Source organism: Lichenihabitans sp. PAMC28606 (assembly GCF_020616535.1).
Lineage (GTDB): Bacteria > Pseudomonadota > Alphaproteobacteria > Rhizobiales > Beijerinckiaceae > Lichenihabitans > Lichenihabitans psoromatis.
On sequence record NZ_CP085136.1, the window covers coordinates 2,555,750 to 2,570,818 of the forward strand.

At 63.3% G+C, this 15,069-nt stretch carries 12 protein-coding genes; 7 read left to right on the top strand and 5 right to left on the bottom strand.

Annotated features, from left to right (window positions below; all coding sequences use genetic code 11):
- Positions 1-2: 2 nt before the first annotated feature.
- Both LGH83_RS12070 and LGH83_RS12075 read right to left on the bottom strand, forming a co-directional pair.
- Positions 3-2,486 carry a PAS domain-containing hybrid sensor histidine kinase/response regulator gene (locus LGH83_RS12070; RefSeq protein WP_227398879.1) on the bottom strand — a complete coding sequence of 828 codons (2,484 nt, stop codon included), beginning with the start codon at positions 2,484-2,486 and terminating at the stop codon, positions 3-5.
- 91 nt (positions 2,487-2,577) lie between these two features.
- Complete coding sequence (locus LGH83_RS12075) at positions 2,578-4,440, bottom strand: AI-2E family transporter (RefSeq protein ID WP_227398880.1); 1,863 nt, start codon at positions 4,438-4,440, stop codon at positions 2,578-2,580.
- 96 nt (positions 4,441-4,536) lie between these two features.
- On the opposite strand from LGH83_RS12075, the gene LGH83_RS12080 reads away from it, so the two are divergent.
- Positions 4,537-4,914: a response regulator transcription factor gene (locus LGH83_RS12080; protein WP_227398881.1), complete on the top strand. Its 378-nt coding sequence runs from the start codon at positions 4,537-4,539 to the stop codon at positions 4,912-4,914.
- A gap of 44 nt (positions 4,915-4,958) precedes the next feature.
- Here LGH83_RS12080 and LGH83_RS12085 read toward each other — a convergent pair whose 3' ends face one another.
- Positions 4,959-5,192 carry a hypothetical protein gene (locus tag LGH83_RS12085; protein WP_227398882.1) on the bottom strand — a complete coding sequence of 78 codons (234 nt, stop codon included), beginning with the start codon at positions 5,190-5,192 and terminating at the stop codon, positions 4,959-4,961.
- Between the two features lie 109 nt (positions 5,193-5,301).
- Between LGH83_RS12085 and LGH83_RS12090 the strand changes: the two genes are divergently transcribed.
- The gene (locus tag LGH83_RS12090) at positions 5,302-5,529 is read left to right on the top strand and encodes a hypothetical protein (protein ID WP_227398883.1); all 228 of its coding nucleotides are present in this window, start codon (positions 5,302-5,304) and stop codon (positions 5,527-5,529) included.
- Between the two features lie 738 nt (positions 5,530-6,267).
- Entirely contained in the window at positions 6,268-7,086 is an 819-nt protein-coding gene (locus tag LGH83_RS12095; protein WP_227398884.1) for an outer membrane protein, read from the top strand.
- A 128-nt stretch (positions 7,087-7,214) separates the two neighbouring features.
- Here the strand turns inward: LGH83_RS12095 and uvrC are convergent, their stop codons facing one another.
- On the bottom strand, positions 7,215-9,425 hold the full coding sequence (gene uvrC / locus LGH83_RS12100) for an excinuclease ABC subunit UvrC (RefSeq protein WP_227398885.1): 2,211 nt from the start codon (positions 9,423-9,425) through the stop codon (positions 7,215-7,217).
- 208 nt (positions 9,426-9,633) lie between these two features.
- Here uvrC and LGH83_RS12105 point away from each other — a divergent pair, with 208 nt between their 5' ends.
- From LGH83_RS12105 to hisN, 4 genes are all read left to right on the top strand, one after another.
- Positions 9,634-11,196: a glucan biosynthesis protein gene (locus LGH83_RS12105; RefSeq protein WP_227398886.1), complete on the top strand. Its 1,563-nt coding sequence runs from the start codon at positions 9,634-9,636 to the stop codon at positions 11,194-11,196.
- The gene (locus tag LGH83_RS12110) at positions 11,181-11,669 is read left to right on the top strand and encodes a GNAT family N-acetyltransferase (RefSeq protein WP_227398887.1); all 489 of its coding nucleotides are present in this window, start codon (positions 11,181-11,183) and stop codon (positions 11,667-11,669) included. Before LGH83_RS12105 ends, LGH83_RS12110 begins: the two co-directional genes overlap by 16 nt.
- Positions 11,670-11,802: 133 nt before the next feature.
- The gene (locus LGH83_RS12115; protein ID WP_227398888.1) at positions 11,803-12,762 is read left to right on the top strand and encodes an N-formylglutamate amidohydrolase; all 960 of its coding nucleotides are present in this window, start codon (positions 11,803-11,805) and stop codon (positions 12,760-12,762) included.
- Between the two features lie 248 nt (positions 12,763-13,010).
- Positions 13,011-13,811: a histidinol-phosphatase gene (hisN, locus tag LGH83_RS12120; RefSeq protein ID WP_227398889.1), complete on the top strand. Its 801-nt coding sequence runs from the start codon at positions 13,011-13,013 to the stop codon at positions 13,809-13,811.
- Here the strand turns inward: hisN and LGH83_RS12125 are convergent.
- Positions 13,750-15,009 carry a GGDEF domain-containing protein gene (locus LGH83_RS12125; protein ID WP_227398890.1) on the bottom strand — a complete coding sequence of 420 codons (1,260 nt, stop codon included), beginning with the start codon at positions 15,007-15,009 and terminating at the stop codon, positions 13,750-13,752. The genes hisN and LGH83_RS12125 overlap by 62 nt on opposite strands.
- Positions 15,010-15,069: the final 60 nt, after the last annotated feature.

The following is a 15,069-nucleotide window of genomic DNA, read 5'->3' on the forward strand; positions in this document are numbered from 1 at the left end:
CCTTAGCTGACAAGCCCTTCGGCGCTCGGGTCGGTTTCGGCCAAGGCGCGCAACTGTTTGGCGAGCGCACCGAACGTGGTGTCGCCCTTGTTCAACACTTGACTGGCACCCCGCAGGCGCTTGCGATCAGCCAGGGTCAAGTCGGCGGCCGTCAAGACGATCACGGGTGTTTCGGCGCAACCGGCCATCTCCCGAAACTTCGGCAGGAACGCAAAGCCATCCATGATCGGCATGTTGACGTCGAGAACCACGACCTGCGGCACGCCCTCGGCCACCCGATCGAGCGCCTCTTGACCGTTGGCCGCTTCGACCACCGTCCATCCATCGCGCTCGAGCACTACCCGCATCCGCTCGCGGCTATCCGCCTCATCATCGACCACGAGGACCGTGCCACCCGCATCGCGGAACCGGTCCATCACCTGCTTGAACCTGTCCCATTGAACCGGCTTCAAGACATATTCGGAGGCCCCCAGCGACAAAGCTAAGCCGCGTTCGCTCACAAAGGTGATCATGACAACCGGAATGGCTTCGAGCGCCGGATCGGCTTTGAGCACGCTGAGCACCGACCACCCATCCATGCCGGGCATCATCACATCAAGCAGAATCGCACGCGGTTTCATGGCCCGCGCCATCTCGATGCCGGTCCGGCCGTCGGCCGCTGTGCGCGCGCCAAATCCCTCGCGCGCGAGAAAGCGGGACATCAACTCCCGCTGGGCCGGATCGTCGTCGATAACCAGCACCCAGTCTTTTTCGATGTCGGCGCTTCCGCCCGGGCGGTTCGTCGTCGCGTCGGCCGCTGTTTCGTCCTCATCGTGATGTTCGCTGGACGACGGCGACCAGACGGCCGGCACCATGACGGTAAAGACGCTGCCCTGACCAAGCCCGCTCTCGACCGCGATGTCGCCGCCCAACATGACGCTGAACGCCTTCGAGATCGATAGGCCGAGCCCCGTTCCGCCGAACTTCCGGGTTGTCGACGCATCCGCCTGACTGAACCGCAGGAAGAGTTTTTCCAATTGCTCCGCCGACATGCCGATGCCCGTGTCGCTGACCCGAAACGACAGCCACTGCGCCGGGCCTGCCCCCACGATGCGGGTCGCCCCCAGCGTGATGGTCCCGCCTTCGGTAAATTTCGCGGCGTTGCTCAGAAGGTTGAGCAGGATCTGCCGAAGCTTGGTGACATCCGATTGCATGACGCCGAGATCGTGACCGAGATCCAGGACCAACCGATTGCCCTTCTTGTCGATCAGGCCTTGCACGGTCGAAGCCACCTCCTGGAGCGTGGTCGCCGTGTCGAATGTCTCCGAGAAAACCTCCATCTTGCCGCTCTCGATCTTTGACAGATCGAGCACGTCGTTGATAAGGCCCAGCAAATGGCGCGCGTTGGCTTCCACCTTGCGAAGATCGGGCGACAGTTCGGTCGGGTCGGCGCCGTCGGCGATTTCCTCCTGCATCATCTCGCTGTAGCCGATGATGGCCGACAGCGGGGTCCGCAGCTCGTGGCTCATGTTGGCGATGAAATCGCTCTTGGTGCGATTGGCTTCTTCGGCCACATCTTTCGCGGCGCTCAGCCGGTCCTCCGCCTCGCGCATGTCGGTGACGTCGGTGTTGGTCCCGAACCAACCGAGAATGCGACCTTTGGGGTGAGACTCGTCCGGACGATCGTGGATCGGCATGGCACGCGATAGAAACCAGCGATACTCGCCATCTTTGCCGCGGAGCGGAAACGTATCCTCCCATTCGGCGCCGTCGCTGAACGCCTTGGCGATATGGGCCACCACACGCTCCATGTGGTCGGGGTGATGCACGTCCTGCCAGCCCCAGCCCTGCATCTTCTCAGGCGTCGTGCCGGTGTAGTCATACCAGCGGCGATTGTACCAAACGATCGCGCCCTCGGGATCGGTCATCCAGGCGAGTTGCGAGATGGAATCGGCCAGGGTGCGGAATTTGGCCTCGCTCGATCGCAAGGCTTCTTCGGCGCGACGCCGCTCCGTGCTGCCCCAGAGTTGCTCGATCGCTCGGGCCGGCTCGAGATCCAGCTCCACGTCCGGCGTGCAATCCGTGAACACGATGGCGCTGCCGAGTATCGCGCCGTCCTCCGCCGTCATCGGATAGGACGAGTAGCGAGCCACGAAGGACGACCCGTCTTTGCGCCACAGCAACTCAGTGTCGAGCCGCACGGATCGGCCGCTCGTCAACGTATGGATCAGCGGACAAGCCTCGATCGGAAACGGCGAGCCGTCCGGTCGCGTGTGGTGGATGGTCTGATGCATGTTGCGCCCGAGAAGCTCGTCGGCTGTCTCGTAACCGAGAAGCGCGATGGCAGCCGGATTGACGAAGATGCACAGCCCCACACGATCGACGCCGTAAACGCCGTCGCTGACCGCATCGGCGAAGCCGAACCACTTCGAGACCACCTCGCCGCCCAGTTCCAGGGCGGTGCGGTCGACCGGCTCGGCCAAAAATTCCTGCGACGATTGTGACATCTCGGCTCCGGCTATCCGCAACCCGAGCGTTTCTGCGCCGAGCTCAACGGACGTCAATCGCCAAACCTCAGGATCGATCCAAAGAGGCGTCTTACGCCGGAAGCGGGAGGCTTTCGGCCTCGGCCACGGCCGATGAGGGATCTGCGGCCGGCACGCGAGCCGCCGTGGCTCGACAGAAGGCGAGTAGTTCACCCAGAGACAGCACGAGATGCTCGTCGCCACCCTCGGCACGCAGCTCTGACAAAAGCGGGCTATCGCGGCCCGCGTGCCAAAGCCCGACGACAATGACGGCCTGCGGCATTTGCTTCTGAATGCGCTTGATAAAGTAGCGAATACCCGAGACGGTGCTTCCCTCTTCCAGCATGGACAGGCAGTACAGGACGGTCCGGTCCATGTTGGCCGGCATCGCGCGCGCCGATCCGAGCACGAGATTGGGCTCCATCCGGGCGCCGAAACCATCAACGATCAAGGATTGCACCGCCATCGTGGCGGCGAGATCGTCGAGCTGCCCGCGCCCCGGAATGCAGATCACGGCACCCTCGCGCCGCCAATGGTCCGGGAGCGACGCTGTTTCGACGACCCCGGCGTGAGGCCGCACGGTATCGGCACTGAGGCGAGCCAGCAGAGCTTCGATCTGGGCGTGGATCGCTTCGAGGCGCTCGAACGCCAGCGTGTCGCGGGCGAGATCGCCCTGTGCCAGAGCCAAGCCGGACAAGGCGACCTTGTCGTAATAGTCGGTCAGCGATGTTGTCGCGATCTGCTTGGCGGCTGCCGGGGCCAAGGCCAAAGCCTGGCCTTCGAGCGCGCGCTGATAGAAGGTTTCGGCGGGCGTGAGTGGCGGTCGATCGCCGAGGATCACGTCGAGAAACGCCAGCGCCTCGACGTGGCGGCCGATCACCACCAGACAGACGGTCAACGGCGTCGCGATCAGAAGGCCGACCGGCCCCCAGAGGAGCGCCCAGAAAGCCGTTGCGACGATGACGGCCAAAGGCGAGAGCCCGGTGCTATGCCCATAGATCAACGGCTCGACCACCTGACCCATGATCATCTCGGACACGACGAACAGGGCAAGGACCAAGAGAGCGAGCGACCAGCCCGGCGAGACCGCAATGGCCAGGAGAAGCGGCGGGACGACCGCAACCACGACGCCGACGAAAGGAACGAACCGCATGGTCGCCGCGAGAATCCCCCAAAGAAGTGGGTTGGGCAGGCCGACGAACCACAAACTGACGCCGATCAGAACGCCGAACGAGGCATTGAGCCCGAGCTGAAACAAGAAGTAGCGCGAGAGCCTGCTGGCCGCGTCGTTCATGGCCAGGATCGTCCGATGCAGATCGTGACGTCCGACAAGCCGCACCAGCCGATCGCGCAGATCCTCGCTCGACATCAGGATGAACAAGGTGAAGACCAGAACGATGCCGCCGGTCGCTAGCGGTCCGAGAAGCGGCTGCGCGAGCGTCTTGGCGAGCGACAGGCCAGAGACGTCCTGCAGTCCGAGCGTCGCGGCCGGATTATCGGCCGGCTTCTTGTCTGCGGCGGGAGCGCTGCCGGCGTTCGGTTTCGCCGTCATGCCTTTGGTATATTGCTCGATGAAGCCGACGCCTTTGGAAAGCGCGTTCCATTTTTCCGTGATGGTGGTGCGATAGGCCGGCAGGCTCGTGGCCAGCGATGTGGCCTGGCCGCCGACCACGACGCCAAGACTCCCGATCGCTCCGAAGGCCAGCGCCACCACGATCAGAACCGACAGAACCCGCGGCAGTCTGAGCCGTTGAAGAAGATTACAGCCCGGTGCGAGAACGAAGGCCAGTAAGGCGGCCAACACCAGCGGCACCATGAGCTCCTGGCCAAAGTAGAGGGCCGCGACCGTGATGGTTCCGGCATACATCACCGGCAGAATGGACCGGCTATCCGACGGCGGCAGGATCACGGTATCGTCTGTCGATAACTGGCTCACTGGCGATTCCTGTCCAAGCGGGATGGTCGACGCTGGTGGACGCACGACCATTCGACTAACACACATGGAACGCCAGTAGATGCACAAGGAGCCACGATGACCAAACTACTCCTTGTCGAAGACCACGAGGAACTCTGGGACTTTCTGTCGAGACGGCTCAGGCGCCGGGGGTTCGACGTTGTCCTGGCGCATAACGGCCAGCAAGCGCTCGAAAAGGTGGCGAGCGACGAGCCGGATCTGATGTTGCTCGATATGGATCTCCCGATCATGGATGGCTGGACCGTCGCCAAAACCCTGCGGACACAATCGAACGCCATCCCGATCATCGCCTTGACGGCGCATGCGATGAGCGGCGATCGAACCAAGGCGCTGGCCGCGGGCTGCGACGAATATCATTCGAAACCGGTCGATTTCGACCTTCTGCTGACCCAGGTCGACGAGGTGCTGCTGCGCCGGGAAGAGAAGGACGCCTAAGCGTCTCAACGCGAAGACCTTGAACGCCTTGGCTGACCTCGGTTTTAGGATGGCATGTCGAGCCAAGCCCGGCAGGTGCGGCTCACTTTGGCACGGTTGGGACGAATGCAGGTCTTGAGCTGTTTTGACGCCGACAACCGATGATCGCAGAGCCTTTCCATATCGCCCGCGCAGGCCGCCAATTGCTGCTCGCGCCGGCTCTGACCTTGAGCCCCGGCCTGGGCGGCGGTCGAGAGTGTCAGGAGCAGCAGCGCGCCGCAGAGCATTCGGGTCAACATGATCGCAGAGGTCCTTGTGATGAACCCGCCAGAACGGCGGGCGATTTGTGAATGGTCACGCCGCAGGGGCACATGCTACAGGGCTTCGGACCGACACAAGAGGCCTTGCATGATCCTTTTCGAAACGACACAGAAAAGCCAGGTCTGGCTCAATCCGCTCGACGTCACGTCGATCGAGCATGTTCACACAGGCTCGGTCGTGACCATGAACAATGGATCGAAATTCTTTCTGGTTTTGGAGCCGTCCGTCGTGGCGGACCAGATCCATCTGGCGTTCGGCGACGATGACATGGCGGATGACGAGATGTCAGATCCGGTCACGCCCTCCGCATCTTAAAACGCGCTACCCGGCGAGGCTGACTCGCCGGGAGTTCTGCCGAGGCACGAGACCCCAGGTTTCGGGACCAGACCTCGCTTGCTGGAACAGCACCAGTCCGGCCTGGCCGCCTTCCCGCGTTAGACTAGCCTCAGTGCAGGTTCCGGCGATCTCGCGGCCGCTTTCGCGAAGATGCGCGCGCGAATTGCAAAAGAGCGCCAGCCTTGCGCGCTCCTGCGCCGAAAAGCCCAGCGACAATTCGCGTGACTGGCTTGGCGTCGACCGGCAAATCTGAGCGAACAAAGCATCCGAGATGGGGCAAACATCCTCGGACGGGCGGCCGTGGTTCGCTGTCGACGTATTTTGCATCACCAAGCTCCAAGCCTTCGTAACGTTGAAGAGCCTCGACCATGATGGTTAACGAACTGTAACGGCCACACACCCGCCATCAATTCGCGAACAAACATGCTCCGCATTTTGACCCGCAATAGACGAATGATGTGCATGAAAACACTTGCTGAACGTCAGCTCCGAGACGTTCAACTCAGTCGCGGAATCGGAACGACACATCGTTCTCGTTTTTATCCGGCGTTGCTACGCTCAAGCAAATGTAAAAAAGGATCTACTTACGACACTGGCCACGCTTGTGACTGAACTGCAACAGACTGCACCAAAGCAGGGCGACGCCGAACAAAGGCTTTGCCTGTGCAAGCTTATCACGATTTATGAAGGGAGACATTTGTTTTAGAGGATTCGACGATGCATACCAGACTAGCGTTGATCGCCACCGCAATCGCCGGGTTGACGTCGGGAGCCGCTTTCGCCGCTGATCTGCCGCTGCGGAGCGCACCGCCTGCCTTCGTGGCTCCACTCCCGATCTTCACCTGGACCGGCGCTTACTTCGGCATCAACGCGGGTGCCGTGTTCGACGCCGACACCCGTTATCGCACCACCGGTGCGACGGCTGGCAACCAGGCAGCGATCACCGGCAATTTCCGTCCGGGCCAATACCGCACCCAAGACAGCGGCTTCACGGCAGGCGGCACGATTGGTTACAACTACCAGTTCGGCGTCGGCAACGGCCTCGTGATCGGTATCGAGGCTGATGCCGCCTATACGGATCTGTCGAAGACCGCCAACAACTTCGCCTTGATCGGCGGCGCCACCTACCTGACCCAGTATCGCTCGGGTCTCGACTATCTCGGCACGGTTCGCGGCCGCATCGGCTATGCCTATAACCAGTTCCTGATCTACGGCACGGGCGGCTTTGCCTATGGCGGCGTGAACAGCCGTCATACGCTCTTCGCCGCCGATGGCACCGGAATCTTCACCGGCAGCCGAAGCTCGACCGAAACGGGTTACGCTTACGGCGGCGGCGTCGAATATGCGCTGCCCACAGGATCGTTCCTCAACTTCTTCCACTCGAGCGCCGTGACCATCAAGGCCGAATACCTGCATTACGATCTCGGCAGCCGGACCCTTGCTGTGAACGCGATCAACACCGGCATTGGCCAGTTTAACTCGCGCGTGCGCGCCGATGGCGACATCGCCCGCGTTGGTCTGAACTACAAGTTCTGATCGACCCTCCGTCGGCCGTCCGACGTCGTCGGGTCGCACGGTCCACCGTCATCCAATGCTCCGGCCCAGAACAGATCTCTGTTTTGGGCCGGAGCGCGTTCACGCCCATCATTGTGCGCCGTCGCGCGTCAGCCGCCCTCGTGAAAATGATCGTAGATCCGCTTCGCGGTCGCGGCATTCAGGCCCGGCACCTTTTCGAGATCGGCCAGCGTCGCCCGTCCAATCGCCTTGGCGGTGCCGAACGCGTGGAGAAGCGCCCGCTTGCGGGCCGGCCCGATGCCGCCGATCTCCTCCAGCGGGCTTTTGGTGAAATCTTTCTTGCGGCGCGCCCGATGCGTCCCGATCGCAAATCGATGCGCCTCGTCCCGAAGTCGCTGAACGAAGTAGAGCGCGGGATCCCGTTCGTGCAGCTTGAACGGCTCACGCCCGGCCGCAAAGAAGGTCTCGCGCCCGGCATTGCGCTCCGGCCCTTTGGCGATACCCACCACCGCCACGCCATGCGGCGCGCCGCCCTCGCCGAACATCACTGGCACGCCGAGCTCGACCAGGGTCTCGCGCACGACCTCAAGCTGCCCCTTGCCGCCGTCGATCAGGATCAAGTCCGGCCATTGCGGCGTGTCGCCGACATCCGACAGCGGGGTCGCCTCACGATCCTCTGATCGATCCTCGTCGATCCCGTCCTGATGGGCCAGCACGTCGGCCGCCTCGGGCGGAAGATCCGTCGCCGATCCGCGCGCACCCTCGGCCTGACCGATCGTTGCGGCCGGCGGCGCATCCTTCATGAGCCTCGCAAAGCGGCGACGCAGCATGTCCCGCATCATGCCGAAATCATCGCCGGGCGTGAACAGCTTGTCGGTCATGTTGAAGGTTCGGTAATGCGGCTTCAAGAAGCCCGAAGGTCCGGCCACGATCATGGCGCCCACCGCGTTGGTGCCCATGATGTGCGAGTTGTCGTAAACCTCGACCCGATTGAGGGTGCGGGTCACACCGAAGGCGGCCCCGAGCGCGGCCAGAAGCTTTTCCTGGCTGGCGGTATCGGATAATTTGCGTGACAGCGCCTCGCGCCCATTTTGGGCCGCGTGATCGACCAGATCTTTCTTCTCGCCCCTCTGCGGCACCGCGATCTCGACGCGATAGCCCGCACGCTCGCACAAGGCGGCCTCGAGCACGCCCTGGTCATCAACAGAATGCGACAGCAGAATGAGACGCGCCGGCGGCTTGTCGAGGTAGAATTGCGCCAGAAACGCGCCCAGCACCTCGGCTGGCCCGAGGCTCCGATCGGCGCGCGGGTAATAGGCGCGATTGCCCCAATTCTGATAGGTGCGGAAGAAGAAGACCTCCACCGCATATTGTCCGGCTTCTTCGAGGATTGCGAAAACATCCGCTTCCTCCACGCTCTTCGGGTTGATGCCCTGCGTGCCCTGGATGGCCGACATGGCGGCGATACGGTCGCGCAACCGCGCCGCCCGCTCGAACTCCAACGCGTCGCTGGCCGACACCATATCGAGCGCGAGACGCTCGCGCACAGCGCGGCTCTTGCCGGTTAAAAAGCCGCGCGTCTCCTCGACCAGTTCGGCATAATCCTCGCGACTAACCTCGTCGGTGCACGGCCCGGCGCAGCGCTTGATCTGATGCAGCAGGCACGGCCGTGTACGGTTCTCGAAATAGCTGTCCGAGCAGGAGCGGAGCAGAAAAGCGCGCTGCAGCGCCGCCAGCGTGCGGTTCACCGCCATGACGCTCGCGAACGGGCCGAAATAGTCGCCTGTCCGGTTGCGTGCGCCGCGATGTTTGGTGAGTTGCGGCGCCCGATGGTCCCCCGTGACCAGAATATAGGGGAAAGACTTGTCGTCGCGGAGCAGCACGTTGAACCGCGGCCGCATCTGCTTGATGTAATTGGCTTCGAGCAGTAGCGCTTCGGTTTCGGTCGCGGTCGACACGAACATCATCGAGGCGGTGGCGGCGATCATCTGCGCGATGCGACGCGAATGGCCCGTCGCCCGCGTATAGCTCGCGACCCGCTTCTTCAGGCTCTTGGCCTTGCCGACGTAAAGCACCTCGCCGGCGTCGTTCAGCATGCGATAGACACCCGGCCCGAGCGGGAGCGCGCTCCAATAGCGGCGGATCACGGCCGCGCCGCTGCGGACCGAGGCCGGAGCGGCGCTCTCGTCATCCAGGCCGAGATCGATCCCCGAGGCGGCCTCGTCAAACTCGTCGGCGCCGTCTTCGCTCAGACGATCGTCGCTGACCTCTTGGCTCATCATCTCCTGCTGCCGCAGCTCTGGTTGCTCTTGCCCGATATCCGAGGCGTCGTGGGTCGAAAGGGGGGCGGACCGATTCATCGGCACAACATAAGCACCGGCCGGCGGCGCGGGAAGACGACGGACGCGCCCATCGCGCCTCAGTCCCCATAATGCAAGTTCTGCCAGCAAAAGCCGTCGGATCCCGGCCCGGTGGGTTGCCCCGGCCCCGTAAGCCCGCTACCTCCGCTGCGGGCGTGGGCTTCGGCCGATGCTCGTCCTTCTGTTACGTTTGCGCCGAAGTGGGATCATGCAGGACCTCAACCGTCGTCGTGTCGTTTCGGGCCTCGCGGCCGGAGCAGCCCTCGGCCTCGCGCCGCGCGCCTTCGCCCAAACCGCTCCGGGGCAGCCCGTGCCGAATTTTGGCTTTGAAGATGTTCTGAAACGCGCCCGTGAACTCGGCACCGCGCCCTTCGAGGCGACGCCCCCGGCCCTCCCGGATGCGATCGCCAGGCTCGACTTCGATGCTTGGCGCGACATCCGGTTCAGGCCCGACAGGGCGCTGCTCGGCCAGGACGGCAGTCCGTTCCGGTTGGAGATGTTCCATCTCGGCCATCTCTATCCCCGCCCCGTCACGGTCAACATCGTGCATGAAGGGATCGCGACACCCGTCCCCTATTCGACCGGGCTGTTCGACTACGGCCGGAACAAGATCGACAAGCCGCTGCCGGTCAACCTCGGCTTCGCCGGCTTCAGGCTTCATTACCCGCTGAACCGACCCGACGTCATGGACGAGGTCATTGCGTTTTTGGGTGCGAGCTACTTCCGCTTTCTCGGCCGCAATCAGCATTACGGCATGTCGGCCCGCGGCCTGACCGTGAATGCAGGCACCGACAACGAGGCATTCCCGTTCTTCCGCGAATTCTGGATCGAGGCGCCGGCACCGGGGGCGACACGCGTGACGATTTATGCGCTGCTCGACGGCGACGCCGTCACCGGCGCGTTCCGGTTCGACCTTTATCCGGGCAACGAAACCGTCGTGGATGTCGACATGACGCTCTTTCCGCGCCGGTCGGGTGCCAAGATCGGCATCGCGGCGCTGACGTCGATGTTCTTCACGAGCCAGAACGACCGCCGCTTTTCAGGCGACTTCCGTCCGGAACTGCACGATTCCGACGGTCTGTTGCTCCATTCCGGCACCGGCGAATGGATTTGGCGTCCGCTGCGGAACCCCGCCATGACGGAGGTCTCGGCCTTCCTCGACAGCAACACCGCCGGCTTCGGCTTGCTGCAACGCGATCGCAGCTTCGAGGACTATCAAGACCTCGATCTGAATTACGAGTTGCGGCCGAGCTATTGGGTCGAGCCGCGGGGCACCTGGGGCGAGGGCCGTGTCGAACTGGTGGAACTGCCGACCTCAGACGAGACCAACGACAATATCGTCGCGGCCTGGACGGCGCATGACCCGATCGAGCAAGGCAAGTCGGTTTCTTACGCCTACAGCATCACGTCGAGCCTCAACCTCACCCGCCTGTCGCCGGGTGGGCGGGTCAGCAAGACTTTCCAGACCCAGGCGCGCTCGCTCGGGTCCAACGAGGTCGTGGCACCCGGATCACGCCGCTTTCTGATCGACTTCTCGGGCGGCGATCTTTCCTATTTCAGCGCAGATCCCTCGCTCGTCAGCGTCGTGCCGACCTCCACCAGCGGCAAGATCACGCGCTCGTTCCTGGTTCCCAACCCGCATATCGGCGGGTTCCGCGCGGCGATCGACGTGGCGCTCGACTCGAACCAGAGCACGGATCTGCGCGCTTTTCTCAAAGCGGGCGATCGCGCCCTCACCGAGACATGGACCTTTCCGTGGAAAGCCGTTTAGGCGCGCGGCCCGCGTTCCGTACCGCACCGGTGCTGCGCGAGGCGCGACCGGACGACCTCGACGCGCTGGAACGCTTGGAATTGGCGGCTTTCCAGTCGGATCGGCTCTCCCGCCGCAGTCTGCGCTACTTCATCGCAGCGCCGACCACTTACGTACCGGTGGCGGAACACGAGGCCGTGGTGGCGGGCTATGCGATGATCGGCTTTCGCGCCGGCTCGGCGCTCGGACGTATCTTCTCGTTAGCGGTCGATCCCGACTTTGGCCGGCTCGGCATCGGACGCGCGCTTCTCGCCGCCTGCGAGGAACGCGCCCGCAAGCGGGGCAGTCGTGCGGTCCGGCTCGAGGTTCGTGCCGACAATTCCGCCGCCATCGCGCTCTATGAGGCTTTGGCTTATCGACGGTTCGGCAGCGAGCCCGACTATTACGAGGACGGGGCGACGGCGCTACGCTTCGAAAAGTCGCTTGCGACGTGACCAGGCCGGACCGATGCGGCCTTGACGCCGAGCCGGTCGGGGGAGCCAAATCGGTCGATCAGGCGCCCTGGTGCGGTGGCCGATCCGGGTTCGTCACGGCAAAGACGAAACCAGATCGTCAAAAAGGACTGTTATGAGCAAAGGTGTCGAGGGGGGAAGCTGGATCGATCGTGCCCTCGAGGCCGGGCATATCGTCGAGCCCGAACTCGATCCACCTTTCGACGTCATCGAGCCGGAGGTGCTCGGCTCCTGCCTCGTTCTGTCGTCACCGCATTCGGGCAGTGCCTATCCGGCGCGTTTCCTCGCCAGCGCCCGTCTCGATCCGATCAGCCTGCGCCGATCGGAGGATGCATTCGTCGACGAATTGTTCATGGGCGCCCGGGCGTTCGGGGCACCGCTGCTGCGCGCGCGATTTCCTCGCGCCTATCTCGACGTCAACCGCGAACCATATGAGCTCGATCCGCGCATGTTCGACGGGCGCTTGCCGCCTTTCGTCAACTCACGCTCGATGCGCGTTGCCGGCGGGCTCGGCACGATCGCGCGCGTCGTCGGCGAGGCGCAGGAAATCTACCTGAAGCGGCTGAGCGTCGACGAAGCGATCCGCCGGATCGAATATCTCTACAAACCCTATCATGCGACCCTGCAGGGCCTCGTCGACCGGGCCATGATGCAGTTCGGTCAGACGCTGCTGATCGATTGCCATTCGATGCCCTCGTGTGCCTTGGGTTCGGCCCATGGACCGATGAACCGGGATGATCGGCTGAAAGCCGATTTCGTCATCGGTGACCGCTATGGCACGAGTTGCGGACGGGCCATCACCGAAACCGCCGATGCAGTCCTCAGCGGGCTCGGCTATGCGGTCGAACGCAACAAACCTTACGCGGGCGGCTTCATCACCGAAAATTACGGCCACCCTGCTGGAGGGCGGCATGCCCTTCAGATCGAGGTCAATCGCGCCCTTTATATGAACGAAAGGCTGATGCAGCATGGCCCGGCATTCGAGACGGTCGCGTCTCATATCTCGGACGTCATGGCGGCTCTGGCGGCACTGATGGACGGCATGAGCGCGACCGAACGCGCTGCAGCGGAGTAAACGGCGCCGAGGCATCAGAGCTCGGATGGACCTCGGCCGCAAAACCTGCCACCAAAACGAAAGAGGCCGCTCGCGTTACCACAAGCGGCCCAAGTCTAGGGAGGAAACGCCCAAGGAGGGCATATGCAGCAAGATCATTGCCGCACCGCCGCAATATGCCATCGCACTGCAACAAATGCAAGCCCCTTGCAATAATTCCCGCCGACCGAGCGAATACTCTCACGCTTTCAAGGTGACCCGGAGCCAGCATGACCACAGTCGACTTCGAATCCTTTGTGTCAGACCTGGCGAAAGCTGCCGGCGACATCATCCTGCCGTTCTTCCGCACGCGGGTCGCGACGCAGGACAAAGCCATCGGTGCGGCCTTCGACCCGGTCACCGAGGCGGACCGCGCCGCCGAGATGGTCATGCGCCGGATGATCCTCGACACGTTCCCGGCCCATGGCATCGTCGGTGAAGAATTCCCCGATCATCAGTCCGATGCGGATTATGTTTGGGTGCTGGATCCGATCGACGGAACCAAGAGCTTCATCTCCGGACTTCCGCTCTGGGGCACGCTCATCGGGCTCGAACATCACGGCCAGCCTGCCTATGGGATGATGAGCCAGCCGTTCACGCGCGAACGCTTCTTCGGGGATGGCGGGCGCGCAACCTGGTCGGGTCACAACAGCCACGACACGCCGATCACCCAGCACCTTACCACGCGGACTTGCGCGAGCCTGGTCGAGGCCACCCTCTTGACCACCAGTCCGTTGCTGATGAGCGAGGAGGAGCATGCCCTCTATCAACGCGTCGAGCGCGAGGTACAGCTCCCCCGCTTCGGCGGCGACTGCTATGCCTATTGCATGCTTGCGGCGGGGCATGTCGATCTCGTGATCGAGGCGGGGCTGAAGCCGTATGATATTGCGCCGCTCATCCCGATCATCGAAGGCGCCGGTGGCGTCGTGACGACCTGGGACGGCGGCAATGCGGCCAAGGGCGGCCGGATCATTGCAGCCGGGGACCCTCGGGTGCATGAAGCGGCGCTGTCGCTGCTGACAGACAGGTGAGCGGCTGAGGCATAACCGGCTCCGCTGACACAACCTCGATCGCGCGGGTGGCATCGCGGCCGCTTGTCTTGGCGAGATACAAAGCCTGATCCGCCGCACGCAGCAATTCGGCGATCAGGGAGGCGCTGCCGACATCGGGCGCGTCGCATGGAGCGGCAGCGGCACAGCCGAGGCTTATCGTGACGATCGACTTGTCATCCGCATCCCCATGCGGCAAGGCCAGAGCCCGGATCGCGAGCCGAAGCCGCTCGGCGATCGCCATCGCGCCAACCTGACCGGTCTGCGGAAGGATGACCGCAAATTCCTCGCCACCATAGCGACAGGTGATGTCGCCCGGTCGCACGCCGGCCGCCAGGGTGGTCGCGACCGTGCGGAGGCATGCGTCGCCGGCGGGATGCCCATGATGATCGTTGAACCGCTTGAACGCATCGACGTCGATCATCAGCAGCGCGAGGGAGTTCCCGGTTTGCCTCGCCTTGGCATAAGCGAGCGGCATCGCCTTATCGAACAGCCGCCTATTCGGCAGACCCGTGAGCCCATCGGTCTCGGCGTCGGACCGGTGCTGGCGCTCCGCCCTCTCTTTCACCAGAAGGATCATCGCAAAAGTCACCATCAGCGAGAATCCGATGGTGGTCAGAGCCACGAGGCCAAGGCTGTACAGGGCCTGGGTCGATAAACCCGCGCCGCTGGCAACCCCGGTGCGGATGATCCGGCCCACCAGCAACAGGCTTTGAAACGCCAGCAATCCAACGATCATCCATCGGGCCGGTGGCTCGCTCCGCCGCTTCGACCAGAACTGAATCATCGTCGTCGCGACCAACATCAGATCGAGGATCGAGGCGAGCACGATGCGCGCCCTTAAACTCTCGGCGAAACCGGGGATCCAGAACGCCAGGATCCAAATCGCGCAAGGAAGGAGAAAGGGCAAAGCGCTCGGCCGCCGCCCATCGACAACTCTGCTGGCCGCCCAAAGCGATGCAAAAGCGAGGAAAAAGGCGAGGTTGCCCGATAGAATGCCCAAGCGCTCCGGCAATTCGAAGCGCAGCAGCGTGCCGGCCCCGCCGAGGAAGCAGCATCCCGCCATCCACAGCATGGCATCCTGCTGTCGATCCTGCAGCCATGTCGCAACGCAGATCGCCACCGACAGACCGGCCACGAGCATACAGGCGACGAAGAGTGTCGGGAGATCCAGAACCATAGGGCGCGTCGGTCACGGGAATGTTGACGCGACGGCTTCCGGCACGGGGGGTGTCGACGC